The following is a 17,734-nucleotide window of genomic DNA, read 5'->3' as shown; positions in this document are numbered from 1 at the left end:
TTGATGATGGAATAAATCAACCGCTTGAACCAACAGTCTCAATTAAGCCGAAAGAGCCGGAAGTGAAACCGGAAGATCCAAAAGAGCCAGAAGTGAAACCGGAAGATCCGAGAGAGCCAGAAGTGAAACCGGAAGATCCAAAAGAGCCAGAAGTGAAACCGGAAGATCCGAAAGAACCAGAAGTGAAACCGGAAGATCCAAAAGAGCCGGAAGTGAAACCGGAAGATCCGAAAGAACCAGAAGTGAAACCGGAAGATCCAAAAGAGCCAGAAGTGAAACCGGAGGATCCGAAAGAACCAGAAGTGAAACCGGAAGATCCAAAAGAACCAGAAGTGAAACCGGAGGATCCGAAAGAGCCGAAGGAACCAGAGGTGAAACCAGAAAATCCAGAAGTCAGATTGGAAAAATTAATTAAAGAGCCGCAAGTAAAAGTAGAAAGAGAATTACCTAAAACAGGGGCAGCATCTCCATTGATGATGTCAGTTGGTGCGGGAATTTCATTCTTAGTTGGCGGAGTATTATTCATATTAGGTAGAAGAAGAAAACAATAATTCTTTTTTAGGTGAAAAGCACGATGAGTTCGATCTTGTATTGGATTCATTGTGCTTTTGTTTTTGATATATAAAGAAAAGCTCCTTCCATACATGGAAGGAGCTTTATTTTTGTATATTAAAACATACTAGAGCTATGCATCGGTTGAAGTTTTGCGTTTGGATCGAAGTAAGCTTTTGCATTGTTTACTGCTGTTGGTGCTTCACCGAAGCCGCAAGCAATGAGTTTTACTTTTCCTTCATATGTACAAATGTCACCAGCAGCGTAAATGCCAGGAATATTTGTTTCCATTTTCGAGTTCACGAGAATGCTGTTTTTTTGTATATCTAAGCCCCAGTTTTTAATTGGGCCAAGGGAAGAAACGAAGCCGTAGTTTACGATTACATCATCAACATCGATGATAATTTTTTCTTCCGTTTTTACATGCTGAAGAACGACTTGTTCAATTTTGTCATCACCAATGAGTTCTACTGGAACGTATGGTGTGCTTACTTCTGCACGAGAGTTCATTAAGCTTTCTACGCTATGTTCATGCGCACGGAATTTATCACGGCGATGAACGATTGTAACTTTGTCAGCGATTGGCTCTAACATCATTGTCCAATCAACAGCTGAATCGCCGCCGCCAAATACTACGACGCGCTTACCAGCAAATTTATTCATATCATCAACGAAATAATGTAAGTTTTTCTTTTCATACTTTGCTGTTCCCTCTAATTCTAAGCGGCGTGGTTGGAAAGCACCATTGCCAGCAGTAATAATTACTGATTTAGAATAGTGAGTTTGCTTATTTGTAACAAGTTTAAATATACCGTCAGCTTGTTTCTCAAGCGTATCAACAGCTTCTTCTAAACAAACGGTTGGATCAAATTTCTTCATTTGCTCTTTTAAGTTATCAACTAATTCTTGTGCACGCACTTTCGGGAATCCGGCTACATCATAAATGTATTTTTCAGGGTAGAGTGCGGATAATTGTCCTCCAAGCTGAGGTAAGCTTTCAATAATTTTTACACTTGCTTGTCTCATACCACCATAAAATGCTGTGAATAGTCCTGTTGGACCACCACCAATAATTGTTATGTCGTAAACTTTTTGATTTTCTGCCACTTTCATTCCCCCTATAGATGGAATTTTGATATTGATTTCATATATTGTTCATATGTACACGAAAATCCTGCAAATGATGACACTTTCAAATAAATGATAGCATATTTGAGTTCATAATACTTCTGAAAACGACTGAATTGTGTGTAAGTTTTCGCATAGATGCTTTTTACATTGTATAAAATATACAGAAAGGAAAATACATGAAAAAAAGGCTGAAAAACCCTTGAAAACGCTATGTTATTTTAAAATATTGATAATTCTCCAGACGCTTGAATTCTGGAATAAAACCGACTAATATAGGGAAGTATTATGTTAAATTTCTATGACAAAATTCGTACGATTTTTTGACTGCGTTTTGTTATGATATAGAATGTGATAAATTCCACATTCTTGACAAATAGAGTTTTTAGTACTTGGTATTATTTTTCATTACTATTATATAAAGAAAAGGGTTGTGATTTGGTGAAGACTCCAAAAATCGTAGTTTTAGGTGCAGGTTATGGCGGGATGATTACGACTGTTCGTCTGCAAAAAGCATTATCTGTAAATGAAGCTGAAATTACGTTAGTAAACAACAACAGCTATCACTACCAAGCGACTTGGTTACACGAGAGCGCAGCTGGTACATTACAAGATGAAAAAATCTGTCTAGATATTCAAGACGTTATTGATACAAATAAAGTGAACTTTGTACAAGATACAGTAGTAGAAATTAAAGCTGCTGAAAAACGCATTATCTTAAAAGACGGCGAGTTAGAATATGACTACTTAGTAATCGGTCTTGGTTTCGAATCAGAAACATTCGGAATTACAGGATTAAAAGAGCACGCATTCTCAATCGCTAACATTAATGCAACTCGTCAAATTCGTGAGCATATGGAAGCTAGCTTCGCTAAATATGCAGATGAAAAGCGCGATGAGTTAGTAACAATCGTTGTTGGTGGTGCTGGATTTACTGGTATCGAGTACGTAGGTGAGCTTGCAAACCGCGTTCCTGAACTTTGTAAACAGTACAATGTACCACGTGAAAAAGCACGCATCATCTGTGTAGAAGCTGCTCCAACAGCACTTCCAGGTTTCGATCCAGCGTTAGTAGAATACGCTGTGAAACAACTTGAGAAAAAAGGTGTAGAATTCCGCATCGGTACAGCAATTAAAGAAGCAACTGAAGAAGGTATTATCGTTGCAAATGGTGATGACACTGAATTAATTAAGTCTGAAACAGTAGTTTGGGCTGCAGGTGTTCGTGGTAACGGTATTGTGGAAGAGTCTGGTTTTGAAGCAATGCGCGGACGTGTAAAAGTTGATGAGTACATGCACGCTCCAGGATACGAAGATGTATTCATGGTTGGTGACGCAGCGTTAATCATTAACGAAGAAATTAACCGTCCATACCCACCAACAGCACAGATTGCAATTCAACAAGGTTATAACATTGCACACAACTTAACTGTGTTAGTTCGTGGTAAAGGCGAAATGAAGAAATTCGTATTCGATAATAAAGGATCTGTATGTTCTTTAGGTCATGACGATGCAATGGGCGTTGTTATGGGCAAAAAGTTAACAGGTTGGAAAGCTTCCTTCATGAAGAAAGTTATCGATAACCGTTACCTATTCTTATTAGGTGGACCTTTATTAGTTCTTAAAAAAGGTAAATTAAAGTTCTTTTAATATATAGTAGAAAAAGCAGAAACGGCTAAGAGCTGTTTCTGCTTTTTTCATTTAAAAAATATAGTATAATATATAAAAAGAAAGAATATTCTGTCCGTTCTGGTAGAGGAGGGTATTGCATCATGGAGAAGCGAGGAAAAGTATGGTTAGCTGTCAGTGGCCTAGTAGCTACAAAAGATGGCAGGTGGCTATTCGTTAAGAAGAAATACAGTGGATTAAAGGGGAAATGGTCTTTACCGGCTGGATTTGTAAATGAAGGTGAGACCGTTGATGAAGCTGTGAAGCGTGAAGTGTTAGAAGAGACAGGTATTGTCGCTCATGTGAAGGGGATCATTGGTGTTAGATCGGGTGTGATTCGCAATGAGATTAGTGATAATATGATTATTTTCCTTTTGGAGCCTGAAGGGGAAGAGATTATTGTACAGGAGAAGGAATTGTCTGAAGTAGCGTTTCTACATCCGGATACGATTGCGGACGATCCAAATACTTCTGTGCTTATTACATATTTGTTAGAAAGACAATCAGAATTACATCTTGAAATGGACAAAACATTAAATCCAGGAGAGCAATTTGGTTATACAGCCTATCACGTATTTACGGCACGTACGAAGGAGAGGGAGAAAGAGTGAGTATACCAGTACTACTTATTTCAATGATGTTATTTTTTATTTTGTTTTTTGGAATTGGATTTTTACTCAACATGATATTACGAGCGACATGGGTAATGGTTATTGTGTATCCGATTGTTTGTATGCTTATTATTAATAAGGCGAGTGTGTGGGATTATTTTTCAAAGCCAAAAGAAACATTCTCTTCATTTGGGACAAGTGTATCGCATTTAGGACAAGCAGATGTGTTTATTTTATCTACTGGATTGATTGGTGCTGCTTTAGCCGGAATCGTTATTAAGAAACTTCGGAAAAGCGGATATCAAATGTTTTAATCTCCAATGCAATTGGAGATTATTTTTTTGCATATTCTTTCATCGTATAGGGAATGATTAACGATGAAGGAGTGTGGAATATAAAAATGTTAAAACGATATTGTATTCGCATTATGATGACTTGTTTACTTGTATCCGCATTATGCGTAACATGGAATGCTTTCACAGGAGTTTCTTTATTAGAGATTGTAAAGAAATATGAGGGAACGAGTGCAAAAGAAGTACATGCAGCAGAAGTTAAGAGAAATGTTGCTCCGAGTAAAGAAGTGATAAATGCTTTAGAGCAGGCAAATGACTGGTCTAAATATCGTTCAATTGAAATGACTGCAACAGGTTATACATCGGGAATTGAGTCAACTGGTAAGAGGCCGGGACATCCGGAGTATGGTATTACATATTCAGGTGTTAAGGCGAAAAGGGATTTATATTCCACAATCGCAGCGGACTTACGCGTATTCCCGATTGGAACAATTTTATTCATACCAGGTTATGGGTATGGTGTAGTAGCTGATAAGGGCGGTGCAATAAAAGGAAACCGTCTTGATTTGTATTATGATACGGTGAAAGATGTTTATAGCCAATGGGGTAAGAAAAAAGTAAATGTGTATATAGTTAAGCTAGGAAATGGTAAGTTTTCAGAAGAAGAGTTAACGATGTTAAATCAAGACGAAACGATGCAAGTGTTTCGTGGTCAATATTTAAAACAAAGATAGTCTAGTGGTAATTACCCTAGACTTTTTTTATTTTATATCGGATGTAACAGAAGTTAGAATTGTCGCATTTTATCGAAAATAAAGTTATAATAAAGATAGAGTAGAGAAATTTAGGGGGTCTGAACATGTTTCACGTACAAAAAGAATTAGGAAGCCATGAAGCGCTGATTGTTGCCTTATTTGAAGAAGAGAAAACGAGTAGTTTTGTACAAGAACTGGACAAAGCGTTTGAAGGACAATTACAAGTTTTATTAGAAGAGAAAGAACTTTCTACGAAGAAGAAAGCTATTTCAAAAGTACATAGTTTAGGAAAAACAAATGTGAAACGCTATTATTTCGTTGGTTTAGGTAAGAAAGAATCTTATACGACTGAAACATTACGTGTAGCTCTTGGTAAGGCATTTAAAACATTGCAAGCAGCAAAAGTACAAGATGCAGCAGTCTTGCTTGATTCTTTCGTAACAGAGAAATTAGACGCGATTGATGTCGCTCATATCGCAGCAGAGGTTCAAGGCCTTGGTACATATGAGTTACAAACGTATAAATCAGATAAAAAGGATCGTGTGGAGCTAGAGAAGTTCACGGCTATTACAGCGGAAGATACACAAGAAATTGAAGCTGCATTAACAGTTGGCTACGTACATGGACGTGCAACAAATTCAGCTCGTACACTTGTAAATATGCCGCCAAACGTATTAACAGCGACAAAGCTCGCTGAGTATGCTGTTGAGTTAGCTGAGAAGTATGATATGGATTATAAAGTTCTTGAGAAAGAAGAGATGGAAGAGCTTGGTATGGGTGCGTTACTTGCAGTAAACCAAGGTAGTGTAGAGCCACCAAAAATGATCGCTCTTATTTATAAAGGAAAAGAAGAGTGGACAGATGTTATTGGATTCGTTGGAAAAGGAATCACATACGATACAGGCGGTTATTCTTTAAAACCACGTGAAGGCATGGTCGGTATGAAAGGTGATATGGGCGGTGCGGCAGCTGTATTAGGTGCGATGGAAATTATCGGTGAACTTCGCCCAGAGCAAAATGTGATCGCTGTTATTCCATCAACAGATAACGTTGTAAGTGGTACAGCATTTAAGCCAGACGATGTAATCACATCTATGAGCGGAAAAACAATTGAAGTATTAAATACAGATGCAGAAGGTCGCTTAGCATTAGCTGACGGTATTACGTATGCTAAAAAATTAGGTGCAAACTATCTAATTGATGTTGCGACATTGACAGGTGGAGTAATTGTTGCACTTGGAAATCATACGACAGGTGCAATGACAAATAATGAAGAATTATTTGAGCAAGTGCTAGAGGCATCTATGGAAACAGATGAATCAATTTGGCAATTACCGATTTTTGATCGTGATAAAGAACGCGTGAGAAACAGTAAGTTTGCTGATTTAAATAACTCACCAGGCCGCGAAGGACATGCGGTTATGGCAGGTACATTCCTAGGTGAATTCGCTGAAGATACACCTTGGGTACACTTAGACATCGCTGGAACATCCGAATCATCAGGAGCGCATGATTTAGGACCAGCTGGAGCGACAGGTGCAATGGTACGTACACTTGCAACACTTGTTGAGCGTTTCGGAGAAGAATAAGATAATAAGAGAAGGCTGTTCCTACATTTTGGAACAGCCTTTTTATATGGTTGTTTTATCTCAAATGAACGGCCCGTACGATAGTTTCACTTTATAGAGAAATTGTATATAAAGTCCCGTTTAAAGCAAAGGAAGTGCGGCCCGTTTCTTCAGAGACAACTAAAATAAGTGCATCGCTTTTTTCTGATAGGCCAATTGCAGCTCTGTGACGTGTTCCGAGTTCAGGATCAACTTCTGTACTTTTCGTTAATGGAAGAATATTAGCAGCAGAAACAATATGGTTATTTTTAACGAGAACGGCTCCGTCATGAAGAGGGTTCCCTGGATAAAAAATCGATTCGAGCAGTGGTGCGGTTAAATGAGCGTTTAATGTTGTTCCAGTTTGAATACAAGATTCAAGTGGCTCGTTTCGTTCCACAACAATAAGAGCACCATGTTTTCTGGCACTTAAATGTTGAACAGCTGTTGTAATGAACTGTGAGCTTTCTGTATAAGGTGATAAATACGCTTGAATATAGTATGTAGCTGCCAGTGTTTGTACATTTGCTAACATATGATGAATATCTTCCATCTTGCACAAAATACATTCATCTTCTTTATCAATTGCCTGCCTCATAATTGATAATTCTTTTTCAGCAATTTCAATCATTTGCTTTGTTTGTATTTTGAGCTCTTCTGACAAGCCCCATTCTTGCATAATCCTCATTCCCTTTAGTGGAGTATTTAATCATAGTGTATACAAATATTCCTAGTAAAATCCTGTTAGATTGTAAAAAATATTGAGATACAGGTTGTTTTTTTCATATAATAAAGGTATGACAAGCGAGAGGAGATAGAAGTATGAACTGGAAACAAGAATTTAGTCGCTGGCTTTCATATGCAGAGTTAGATGCAGAACTAAAAGAACAGTTAGAAAACATGAAGCAAGATGAGAAAAAAATCGAGGACAGCTTTTATAAAAATCTAGAATTCGGCACAGGTGGTATGCGTGGTGAACTTGGTGCTGGTACGAACCGTCTGAACGTATATACAGTTCGTAAAGCGACACAAGGATTAGCGAAGTTTATTGAAAAGTTAGGTGAAGAAGCGAAGAAGCGTGGTGTTGTTGTAGCGTATGATTCTCGCCATAAATCACCTGAGTTCGCAATGGAAGTTGCTGCTACACTAGGTGCACACGGCATTACAACATATGTGTTTGAAAGCTTACGTCCAACGCCAGTGCTTTCTTTCGCAGTTCGTCATTTACATACAGTGAGTGGAATCGTTCTTACTGCAAGTCATAATCCGCCTGAATATAACGGTTATAAAGTATACGGTGAAGATGGTGGGCAGTTGCCTCCAAAAGAAGCTGATGAATTAATTAGCTACGTAAACGCAGTGGAAGATGAATTAACAGTTGAGGTTGCTGACGTGGAGCAATTAAAAGCTGACGGTTTATTACATATTATTGGACAAGAAGTCGATGATGCATATGCTGCAGAATTGAACAATGTCATTATTAATAAAGAAATGGTACAAAAGGTTGGGAAAGATTTAAAAATCGTCTTCACACCACTACACGGAACATCAAATATTTCTGTACGCCGTGGTTTAAAAGAAGTTGGATTTACAGATGTAACAGTTGTAAAAGAGCAAGAGTTACCAGATCCGAACTTCTCTACAGTAAAATCACCGAACCCAGAAGAGCATGCAGCATTTGAATATGCAATTCGTGACGGTGAGAAGGTAGGCGCAGATGTGTTAATCGCAACGGATCCTGACGCAGACCGCCTTGGTGTAGCAGTTCGTAATCACGATGGTGAGTTCCAAGTATTAACTGGTAACCAAACAGGTGCATTAATGCTTGATTACTTATTATCTCAAAAGAAAGAAAACGGAACGCTACCAGAGAACGGTGTTGTATTAAAAACAATCGTAACGTCTGAAATTGGTCGTACAATCGCGAAAGCATACGGTTTAGATACAGTTGATACGTTAACTGGATTTAAATTTATCGGTGAGAAAATTAAACAGTATGAAGAAAGCGGACAATACGAATTCCAATTCGGTTATGAGGAAAGCTATGGTTATTTAATCCGTCCATTCTGCCGTGATAAAGATGCAGTACAATCTGTTCTATTTGCATGTGAAGTAGCTGCATACTACAAATCACAAGGTAAAACGTTATACGATGGTCTATTAGAAGTGTTTGAGAAGTACGGTTTCTTCCGTGAAGATCTTGTATCGTTAACGCTAAAAGGAAAAGATGGAGCGGAACAAATCCAAGAAATGATGGCAACATTCCGTGAAAATCCTCCGAAAGAAGTAGCGGGTTTAACAGTTGTAGCAGTTGAAGACTATAAAGCGAGCATTATTACATCTTTACAAAATGGACATAAAGAAGAGATTCACTTACCGAAATCAAATGTGTTAAAATATCAATTAGAAGATGGTTCTTGGTTCTGCCTACGTCCATCTGGAACTGAACCGAAGATTAAGTTCTACTTCGGTGTTCAAGACAATTCTTTACAAAATAGTGAACAAAAGTTACTTACTATTAAAGAAGATATTATGAATCGTTTATAATATAAAGTAATTTTAAGTAGTAGGAAACAAAAGGGAGCGAAACCTCCCTTTTGTTTTATGTAGGAAATGATTACTATTGATTCCGACAGGAGAGAGGGTATTTTGTGATGAAAAAAGTAAGAAAAGCGATAATCCCAGCAGCTGGATTAGGAACACGTTTTTTACCAGCAACGAAAGCGATGCCGAAAGAAATGTTACCGATTGTTGATAAACCAACTATCCAATACATTGTAGAAGAAGCAGTAAAATCAGGAATCGAAGATATTATTATCGTTACTGGTAAAACGAAGCGTTCTATTGAAGATCATTTTGATAATGCATTTGAGTTAGAGCAAAACTTATTAGAAAAGAAAAAGTATGAGTTACTTGAAAAAGTACAGGCTTCTTCAAAAATGGTAGACATTCACTATATTCGTCAAAAAGAACCAAAAGGATTAGGTCACGCTGTTTGGTGTGCGCGTAAATTCATTGGTGATGAGCCATTTGCTGTTTTATTAGGTGATGATATCGTTCAAGCTGAAAAACCATGTTTACGTCAATTAATTGAAGAATATGATAAAACGCTTTCTTCTGTTATTGGTGTACAAACGGTTCCAGAAGATGAAACACACCGTTATGGAATTATCGATCCGTTAGAGCAGGAAGGACGTCGTTACCAAGTTCGCAATTTCGTTGAGAAACCAGCAGCAGGTACAGCACCTTCAAACTTAGCAATTATGGGACGTTACGTTTTAACACCTGAAATCTTCATGTTCTTAGACCAGCAACATGTTGGTGCTGGTGGTGAAATTCAGTTAACAGATGCGATTCAAAGCTTAAACGAAATTCAACGTGTATTCGCTTACGACTTCGAAGGAAAGCGCTACGACGTAGGTGAAAAGTTAGGATTTGTTCAAACAACAATCGAAATGGCGCTACAACACCCAGAATTACGTGATGACATGGTTACGATGATGAAGAAAATTTTAGAAGAACAAACGAATCAAGAGTCTTAATATAGTGATATAATCCCCTGTTGGATGAGCGGTAAAAGAACGTATTTACTGCTTAATCTAAAGGGGATTTTTTTGAGAAAAAAGACACTCTGGAGAGAGTGTCTTTAATTTTGATCAGTAGGCTTTAGCTCATTCGCTTTGGATTTAATTTCATCAGTAATAGCGATATTAATATTTCCAGCTGCTTTTTTGTATTCTTGAATCAATGCATTAACGTTTTGATTAAATGAAATTAAGCTACCACTTGGAGATTGGGCTTGTTCGTTAAGCGCAGTGATAATCCCATATATTTTTTTATATTCTTCGTAGGTTTCTTTATACTTATTAGGCTGTTCTTTTGCAGCTTCAGAGACTAACTTTAAATCATTTCCCATATTGCTATAAAATGTATCAACGGTTGTAATCATTTCGTCAATTTCTGTTCTCTTAGAACTTAGTGCATTATTGAAGTCCTGTCTTTTATCTATTGCACTTGACCATGTAGTTGAATACTCGGATAATACGTAAGATGCTGCATATTTAAAGGTGTTTATATTATTATAAAAAGATGCTGCTGCAACTAAATAATTAGCTTCTTTTTTCTTTTGGGCTTGAAGAGCTTGATACTCCTCTTCCATATTTGTTACTTTTGTGATCGTAAAGAGAAGAACGATGACGGATATAACTGTTGTTAGAAATAGTATTAACGATGTTATTAAAGATTTTTTTGCTGGTAATTTTCGTATTTTCTTAATTAACCCAATAACAATAAAGCTTAAAGCCGCGCATAAACTAACTATAGTAAGAATTAAAAAGAAAAATGCTAGGCCGTTTCCAATGGTGTATGACACTCCTAACTCGCTATCCCCATATAATTTGTAACTGATGCTCATACCTAGTATGAAAAATAAAAATAATACTCCGACACTTACTTTAATAAGTGTATTTTTTGATAGATTCACTGATTTTCCTCCAAAACATTGTTCTAATTAGATGTGCAAAATATAAGATTTGCTGAATTAGCATAACAAAAATCATTTTTAATATGTGTCGTATATTGTCGAAAAATAAAAAAAGAGTTATCTTAACATAGTAAGATAACTCTTTTTCTTATGAAATCGTCGAATGAGAATGCTGATAAGCGGAACGACGTACAGCATAATATATACGAGGTGCAATAATAGCACCGATAATGGTAAATGCAATATCTTTTACTGCGAACCACATCATAATCATCCAAGCCGCTTTATAGCTCATATTACCACCTATGAAGAGATTGACTGCCCCGTACATGTAAGTAGTACCGATAATATACGTTAAAATGATTCCTGTGAAAGAGGCAATTGCAAATGTACGAAATGTCGGTCGTTCCTTTTGTTCTACTAATTTTCCTGATACGTAAGCAACGATAATAAATGCGATAATAAAACCACCAGTAGGATCTAAAAGTGCTCCAAATCCAGCTTTGAAGTTAGCGAAGATTGGCGCACCTGCTACTCCAACGAGCATGTAAACGGTCATTGATAATGCACCAAGTCTACTTCCAAGAAGAAGCCCTGCTAAAATTGCGAAAAATGGTTGCATAGATAATGGGACGCCCGCTATTTGTAAGAATGGTGCCCAAGATACAATATTTGCACCAATGGCCATAAGAGCAACGAACATGGCAGCTAATGCTAAATCTAAAACATGAAATCTTCTCATAATGTTAACCTCCTGTTGTTTTTAGGTTAACATTATCGTAGCGAAAAGATTTACTTGTTGTCAATTAAAATATTTTGATAAGAAGGCTTCAAATAGTCTCTTAACAACGTATAAGGAATACGAAATTGCGGAATTCCACTTGAATAAGGGGCAATCTCATATAAAGGGAAATAAATGACGAGATTGTCCGGTTCTAAAAAGAAGTGGAACTTTTTCGTGCTCATGACTTTTTCAGTTGCATCAGGAAAATAAATACTTTCATTTTGTTTAATTTGTCTTACAATCTCAGCACGAATTACTTCTTTGTATGCATCTTTTTGTTGAAATAAATCGTCTAAGTGTAGTAACTTTTTTTCGTTTAAATCGAATGTGTTTGCCTTCCACGTATAAAGACCATGTGCTCCGCCTGTATATTGATAGTAATTCAAATATAGGCTAAGAAAAGGTGGTTTATTTAAAGAGACTTTATAATCAACATTGGCCACGTACGGATGAAATGGTGTACTTGACCCTTCTGTTTCTTTATAATATTTTTTTGCGTCTTTTTCTAATTTGGTTTTAAATTTGTCAGTAGATTTTTTGTAATAGAAATTGAGCTTATTTTGAAATTTAGAATCGGAAAAGTTATGAAAAGAAGGTCTGTTAATTTGATATTCTATATAAGGTTTCTTACCTTTTTGCGTGACAGTCTGAACATCGATTGTCAGGTTGGATGCTTTGGCTGCTAGTGCACAATTTGGTACAATAGTCAGCAAGGAGCACATAAGCAGTAATATACAAAATTTCTGTTTCATTTAGGTGAAACCTCCTTATATAAGTGTTATAAGTAGTTTGAAAATAAATAGGTAAAATTATACATTTTATTAAAGTAAGAGAAGGGGGAAACGATATGGCAAAAACTTTAATGGATTCACTTGGAATTGAGTTGTTAGAGATGACAGAAGATAAGGTGGTTGCTACAATGCCCGTAGATGAGCGTACGCATCAGCCATTTGGATTTTTACATGGTGGTGCTTCTGTTGCGTTGGCGGAAACAGTAGCAAGTGTCGGTTCATACAATTTAATTGATCAAGAGAAATGTATTTGTTTCGGTCTAGAAATTAATGCAAATCATATTCGCTCAAAGAAAGATGGAATTGTAACAGCAATCGGAACACCGATACATAGAGGAAACTCAACGATGGTTTGGGATGTACGTATCATTGATGAGAATGACGATTTATTATGTATTTCAAGATGTACAGTAGCAATTAAAGAAAAACGTGAAAAGTAAAAAAAGAGGCGCTCATTAGAGCAGCCTCTTTTTCTTATAATTAGAACTGGATTTTCTTCTCTAAGAAACCTTTTAGTTCGCTAATTGGCATACGAACTTGTTCCATTGTGTCACGGTCACGTACTGTAACAGCTTTGTCTTCAACTGAGTCGAAGTCGTAAGTGATACAGAATGGTGTACCGATTTCGTCTTGACGACGGTAACGTTTACCGATAGAACCAGTTTCGTCAAAGTCTACCATGAAGTCTTTAGCTAGTTCTGCAAATACTTCAGTAGCACCTTCAGATAGCTTTTTAGATAATGGTAAGATAGCTGCTTTGTATGGTGCTAAAGCAGGGTGGAAACGAAGAACTGTACGAGAATCGTTTTCTAATTGCTCTTCTTCATATGCATCACATAAGAATGCTAATGTTACGCGGTCAGCACCTAAAGATGGCTCGATGCAGTATGGTACGTAACGCTCATTCGTTTGTGGATCAATATAGTTAAAGTCTTCGTTAGAATGTTCCATGTGACGTTTTAAATCGAAGTCTGTACGAGATGCAACGCCCCATAGTTCGCCCCAACCGAATGGGAATTTGAATTCAATGTCAGTTGTTGCGTTACTGTAGTGAGATAATTCCTCTTCACCGTGGTCACGAAGACGCATGCTTTCTTCAGTCATACCAAGTGAAAGTAACCAGTTCTTACAAGTTTCACGCCAGAATGCGAACCACTCTAAATCTTCACCAGGCTTACAGAAGAATTCAAGTTCCATTTGTTCGAATTCACGTGTACGGAATGTGAAGTTACCAGGCGTGATTTCGTTACGGAAGCTCTTACCGATTTGGCCAATACCAAATGGAAGTTTTTTACGCATAGAGCGTTGTACGTTTTTGAAGTTTACGAAAATACCTTGTGCTGTTTCAGGACGAAGGAAGATTTCGTTTGTGCTAGACTCTGTAACACCTTGGAATGTTTTGAACATTAAGTTGAACTGACGGATTTCAGTGAATTCTTCACTACCGCAATCAGGACATTTTACTTCATGTTCTTTCATTAAGTCAGCCATTTGGTCGAAAGTAAGACCATCAACAACCATTTCGATGCCTTTTGCATCTAATGCATCTTCAATTAATTTGTCAGCACGATGACGCGCTTTACATTTTTTACAGTCGATCATTGGATCGTTGAAGTTACCAACGTGACCAGAAGCGATCCAAGTTTTTGGGTTCATTAAAATAGCTGCGTCTAAACCAACGTTGTATGGAGATTCTTGAATGAATTTTTTCCACCAAGCTTTTTTAACGTTATTTTTTAATTCGATTCCAAGTGGACCATAATCCCAAGTGTTTGCAAGACCACCGTAAATTTCAGAACCAGGGAAAACGAAACCGCGATGTTTCGCTAAGTTTACTACTTGTTCCATTGAATACATAATAAAATCCTCCTTTTGAAAGTTAACGTATTGGCGATGACGTGCTCAGGTAACTTGTGAAACGAGCAGTATATGCTTTAAAAAACATAAAAAAACGCTCATCCCAAGGCTTCATTGCCTAGGGACGAGCGTTTGCCCGCGGTTCCACCCTAGTTGATACACAAAAGGTGCATCCACTTTATCACGTATTGCTCGAGACTGCCGTTTCCTTGCGGCTTCAGGCTTTCACTATCCCTGAATCGCTTTTTGTGCAAGTACTTATAAGTCCGTCATCGCTACTTATATTAATAATAATGAACATATTCTAACACGTTCTTTTTTAAATCTCAATAGAGGAACGCGTCTATCTATGATAGAGTCTCGCCTATTTTTTCGTTATTTATTCCGTAATTTTCTTTAATGTGCTTAATTGCTTCACGCCTGCTGAGCGGAGCAAGCTCGTTATTTTGCACGTATTCCCAAACGACATCGGGCTTTGTTTTTGCATATTCGCGAAGCACCCATCCAATCGCTTTTTGAATGAAAAATTCTTTCGAAGAATGTAGTTGTCCAATAACCCAAAAAAGAAGTTCTTCATCCATCTTTTGTTTATATTTTAGCTGGAATAAAATAGCGGCGCGTTGTAACCATATGTTATCTGATGCAATCCATTTTGGAATATAGGCAGAAATCAATTCGGGATGTTGTAAAAAGATATTACCTAAAAATGTAGGGACGATGCTATCGACAGTGTCCCACCAAGATTTTGTTACAATCAGTTCTTCTAAGAAGGGGATCTGTGTTTCGTTTATATGCTTTTTATATTTTTGTATTATATCGAGTGCGGCTGCCTGAAATTCTCGTTCTGGTAAATCCCAAAGCTCACGTACGATAATCTGGAAGTCTTTTGGATCTGGGAGAGTATGTATTTGAATGACATCTTTCAACAATTGTCTTCTCTCGGGAGTTTGAATACCGAGAAACGGGAAGTGATTTTTCATGTAACGTGCCATCGGTTCTGCTTTTTCAGGATTGTTATGAGCTGTGAAATGCTCTTGTAATGCTTGTACAAATGGGTGCATAGGTCCGTTCTCCTCTCTTATTATCTTGCTCCTATTATTATACAGAGAGTTTGGGTGAATTTTAAAACATAACTTGCAATGTAACGAAATATGTTGAGAGTAGAGAGGAGAGGATAAGATGGAAGATCAGGGGTTACTAGCAGGTTTCTTTGCTCTTAGTTTTGCGTTTATTCTTGTTGTATTGATTTGGGCAATTATTGCGTATTTATTAACGGCTTTTGCACTGTATACGATGGCGAAAAATGATGGTGCAACGGATGGTGTTCTCGCTTTTATTCCTTTTTTAAATAGTAAGATATGGGGAGATTTAGCGAAAGATAAATTACCAGATTTTTTGAAAGAAGAAGCGGGATGGAAAGTATTCGGTATATATGTCGCATGTTTCATTTTTAATTTCGTACCAATTCTATATTTAATAGCAACAGCTGTATTGATTGTGTTGTCCATTTATCTCATCTACGCTATCTTAGACAGATATGGAACGAATTCTATATTATTTACGATTATTCATGTCATCACATTTTCAGTGTTCTTGCCGATTCACTTGTTTATTATTCGAAATGAGCCGGTGAGGTATAATGAGTAATATATATAATATTTGAGATAGAAAAAGCGCCCTGAAAGCAGGGCGCTTTTTGTACTACATAAGGTAGCGTACATAAATATAAATATGAGAAATGATTAATGAAACGATCATAATTGGGAAACCGACTTTTAGGAAGTCCATGTAGCTAAATTTATGTCCTTCTCGGCTTGCGATACCTGCAACAATTACGTTAGCAGAAGCCCCGATTAATGTTCCGTTTCCACCTAGACAAGCACCTAATGCTAATGCCCACCATAATACGTCGATTTGTGCATCAGAAGGTGATAATCCTAGCCCAACTGCCATATCGTTAATAAGTGGGATCATTGTTGCGACGAATGGAATGTTATCAATGGTTGCAGAGGCGATACCAGATACCCATAAAATAAGGATAGATGCGTAAGAAATATCTCCGCCCGTTATGCCAATTACTTTTTGAGCTAGCATTTTAATAAGGCCGATATCGATAAGTCCTCCAACAAGTACAAATAGTCCTGCGAAGAAGAAGATTGTTACCCACTCAACACTTGCGAATACCTCTTCAATTTCATGTTCTTTCACACCGATTAGCATAAGAACAGTAGCACCAGTTAAAGCGATGATAGCTGCATCAACGTGGAAAATGGAATGAGTCATGAAACCTACAATTGTAAGTCCAAGTACTGTTAAAGACTTTTTCATTAATACTGGATCTTTAATGTATTGTTTTTCATCTAAACTCATTAATTTTTTAACTTGTACAGGATCAGCGATTAATTGTTTGCGGTACATGAAGTAAAGTATTGCCGCTGTCACAGCAATAATAATAATTACGATTGGCGCTAAGTTTAGCAAGAAAGCATTGAAATCTAAATGCTTATTGGCAGAACCAATCATAATGTTAGGTGGATCACCAATTAATGTTGCTGTTCCCCCGATGTTTGAAAAAATAATTTCAGAAAGTAAATAAGGGACAGGATTTACTTGCAGTATGCGCGTAATAGATAAAGTAACTGGAACAACAAGAAGTACAGTTGTAACGTTATCTAAAAACGCGGAACCAAGTGCAGTAAGTAAGGAAAGTGAAATTAAAATTTTAATTGGATTTCCTTGCGCTCCTTTTGCTGCTTTAATGGCAACGTATTGGAAGACACCCGATTTACTCGTAATGTTCACCAAAATCATCATACCGATGAGTAGTGTAATCGTCCCCCATTCAATATGTTTCGTAAAGGCATTGTGTAAATCAACAACCCCCATAATTACCATGAGTGCTGCACCAAGAAGTGCGATGACAGCGCGATTAATTTTTTCAGAAATAATAATGGCATATGTAATTAAAAAGACTGCGATAGCAAAATAATACTGCCAGTTTGCGAGCTCTTGCGTTGTTTCGTGCAAAACTCTCATCTCCTTTCATTCACTTTTCTTAGTGTGTCAAAAATTAACTAGATGAAACACACATAACGTCATTATAAAGTAGAAAAATGTCGGATGTAAATGAAAGGGCTTATTTTGTTATATTTTCTGCAACTGTTACTTTTTCTTATTTTTAAAAATATTTGCGGGCATTTGACAT

General features: G+C 37.1%; 18 protein-coding genes. 10 read left to right on the top strand and 8 right to left on the bottom strand.

Annotated elements, in window-relative coordinates:
* Positions 1-551 (top strand): LPXTG cell wall anchor domain-containing protein (locus MR079_RS19690; protein ID WP_242294473.1); only part of this gene is annotated, 551 nt, incomplete at its 5' end.
* Between the two features lie 118 nt (positions 552-669).
* On the opposite strand, the gene MR079_RS19685 is transcribed toward MR079_RS19690, so the two are convergent.
* The gene (locus MR079_RS19685; RefSeq protein WP_000829779.1) at positions 670-1,659 is read right to left on the bottom strand and encodes an NAD(P)/FAD-dependent oxidoreductase; all 990 of its coding nucleotides are present in this window, start codon (positions 1,657-1,659) and stop codon (positions 670-672) included.
* Between the two features lie 462 nt (positions 1,660-2,121).
* Between MR079_RS19685 and MR079_RS19680 the strand changes: the two genes are divergently transcribed.
* From MR079_RS19680 to pepA, 5 genes are all read left to right on the top strand, one after another.
* Positions 2,122-3,330 (top strand): NAD(P)/FAD-dependent oxidoreductase, encoded by a 1,209-nt coding sequence (locus MR079_RS19680; RefSeq protein WP_000856615.1) that lies wholly within the window; start codon positions 2,122-2,124, stop codon positions 3,328-3,330.
* Between the two features lie 122 nt (positions 3,331-3,452).
* The gene (locus MR079_RS19675) at positions 3,453-3,959 is read left to right on the top strand and encodes an NUDIX hydrolase (RefSeq protein WP_000415312.1); all 507 of its coding nucleotides are present in this window, start codon (positions 3,453-3,455) and stop codon (positions 3,957-3,959) included.
* The gene (locus tag MR079_RS19670; protein WP_061183240.1) at positions 3,956-4,273 is read left to right on the top strand and encodes a YuiB family protein; all 318 of its coding nucleotides are present in this window, start codon (positions 3,956-3,958) and stop codon (positions 4,271-4,273) included. The genes MR079_RS19675 and MR079_RS19670 overlap by 4 nt, the downstream gene beginning before the upstream one ends.
* Before the next feature lie 86 nt (positions 4,274-4,359).
* A complete protein-coding gene (locus MR079_RS19665; protein ID WP_000920108.1) occupies positions 4,360-4,986 on the top strand; it encodes a 3D domain-containing protein in 627 nt (208 codons plus the stop codon).
* A gap of 125 nt (positions 4,987-5,111) precedes the next feature.
* Positions 5,112-6,596 (top strand): cytosol aminopeptidase, encoded by a 1,485-nt coding sequence (gene pepA / locus MR079_RS19660; protein ID WP_139868167.1) that lies wholly within the window; start codon positions 5,112-5,114, stop codon positions 6,594-6,596.
* Positions 6,597-6,687: 91 nt separating this feature from the next.
* Here pepA and cdaS read toward each other — a convergent pair whose 3' ends face one another.
* Positions 6,688-7,293 carry a sporulation-specific diadenylate cyclase CdaS gene (gene cdaS, locus MR079_RS19655; RefSeq protein ID WP_139868165.1) on the bottom strand — a complete coding sequence of 202 codons (606 nt, stop codon included), beginning with the start codon at positions 7,291-7,293 and terminating at the stop codon, positions 6,688-6,690.
* 143 nt (positions 7,294-7,436) lie between these two features.
* Here cdaS and MR079_RS19650 point away from each other — a divergent pair, with 143 nt between their 5' ends.
* Together MR079_RS19650 and galU are read left to right on the top strand one after the other, a co-directional pair.
* Entirely contained in the window at positions 7,437-9,161 is a 1,725-nt protein-coding gene (locus MR079_RS19650; protein ID WP_242294472.1) for a phospho-sugar mutase, read from the top strand.
* A 107-nt stretch (positions 9,162-9,268) separates the two neighbouring features.
* Complete coding sequence (gene galU / locus MR079_RS19645; RefSeq protein WP_061183246.1) at positions 9,269-10,156, top strand: UTP--glucose-1-phosphate uridylyltransferase GalU; 888 nt, start codon at positions 9,269-9,271, stop codon at positions 10,154-10,156.
* Positions 10,157-10,260: 104 nt separating this feature from the next.
* Here the strand turns inward: galU and MR079_RS19640 are convergent, their stop codons facing one another.
* From MR079_RS19640 to MR079_RS19630, 3 genes are all read right to left on the bottom strand, one after another.
* Positions 10,261-11,097 (bottom strand): hypothetical protein, encoded by an 837-nt coding sequence (locus MR079_RS19640; protein WP_139868161.1) that lies wholly within the window; start codon positions 11,095-11,097, stop codon positions 10,261-10,263.
* 148 nt (positions 11,098-11,245) lie between these two features.
* Entirely contained in the window at positions 11,246-11,839 is a 594-nt protein-coding gene (locus MR079_RS19635) for a biotin transporter BioY (protein ID WP_242294471.1), read from the bottom strand.
* A gap of 50 nt (positions 11,840-11,889) precedes the next feature.
* Positions 11,890-12,633, bottom strand: a complete 744-nt coding sequence (locus MR079_RS19630) for a DUF3298 and DUF4163 domain-containing protein (RefSeq protein WP_139868157.1) — start codon at positions 12,631-12,633, stop codon at positions 11,890-11,892.
* Between the two features lie 95 nt (positions 12,634-12,728).
* Here MR079_RS19630 and MR079_RS19625 point away from each other — a divergent pair, with 95 nt between their 5' ends.
* A complete protein-coding gene (locus tag MR079_RS19625; protein ID WP_001140611.1) occupies positions 12,729-13,112 on the top strand; it encodes a hotdog fold thioesterase in 384 nt (127 codons plus the stop codon).
* A gap of 40 nt (positions 13,113-13,152) precedes the next feature.
* Here MR079_RS19625 and MR079_RS19620 read toward each other — a convergent pair whose 3' ends face one another.
* Together MR079_RS19620 and MR079_RS19615 are read right to left on the bottom strand one after the other, a co-directional pair.
* Positions 13,153-14,529 carry a glycine--tRNA ligase gene (locus MR079_RS19620; protein WP_000287154.1) on the bottom strand — a complete coding sequence of 459 codons (1,377 nt, stop codon included), beginning with the start codon at positions 14,527-14,529 and terminating at the stop codon, positions 13,153-13,155.
* 347 nt (positions 14,530-14,876) lie between these two features.
* Positions 14,877-15,590 (bottom strand): DNA alkylation repair protein, encoded by a 714-nt coding sequence (locus MR079_RS19615; protein WP_242294470.1) that lies wholly within the window; start codon positions 15,588-15,590, stop codon positions 14,877-14,879.
* A 118-nt stretch (positions 15,591-15,708) separates the two neighbouring features.
* On the opposite strand from MR079_RS19615, the gene MR079_RS19610 reads away from it, so the two are divergent.
* Positions 15,709-16,176 (top strand): hypothetical protein, encoded by a 468-nt coding sequence (locus tag MR079_RS19610; protein WP_088326855.1) that lies wholly within the window; start codon positions 15,709-15,711, stop codon positions 16,174-16,176.
* 54 nt (positions 16,177-16,230) lie between these two features.
* Here MR079_RS19610 and MR079_RS19605 read toward each other — a convergent pair whose 3' ends face one another.
* Positions 16,231-17,556, bottom strand: a complete 1,326-nt coding sequence (locus MR079_RS19605; protein WP_140168650.1) for an ArsB/NhaD family transporter — start codon at positions 17,554-17,556, stop codon at positions 16,231-16,233.
* Positions 17,557-17,734: the final 178 nt, after the last annotated feature.

The organism is Bacillus cereus group sp. BfR-BA-01381 (assembly GCF_022663555.1).
Lineage (GTDB): Bacteria > Bacillota > Bacilli > Bacillales > Bacillaceae_G > Bacillus_A > Bacillus_A pacificus.
This window is presented reverse-complemented; position numbering and strand designations above follow the sequence as displayed.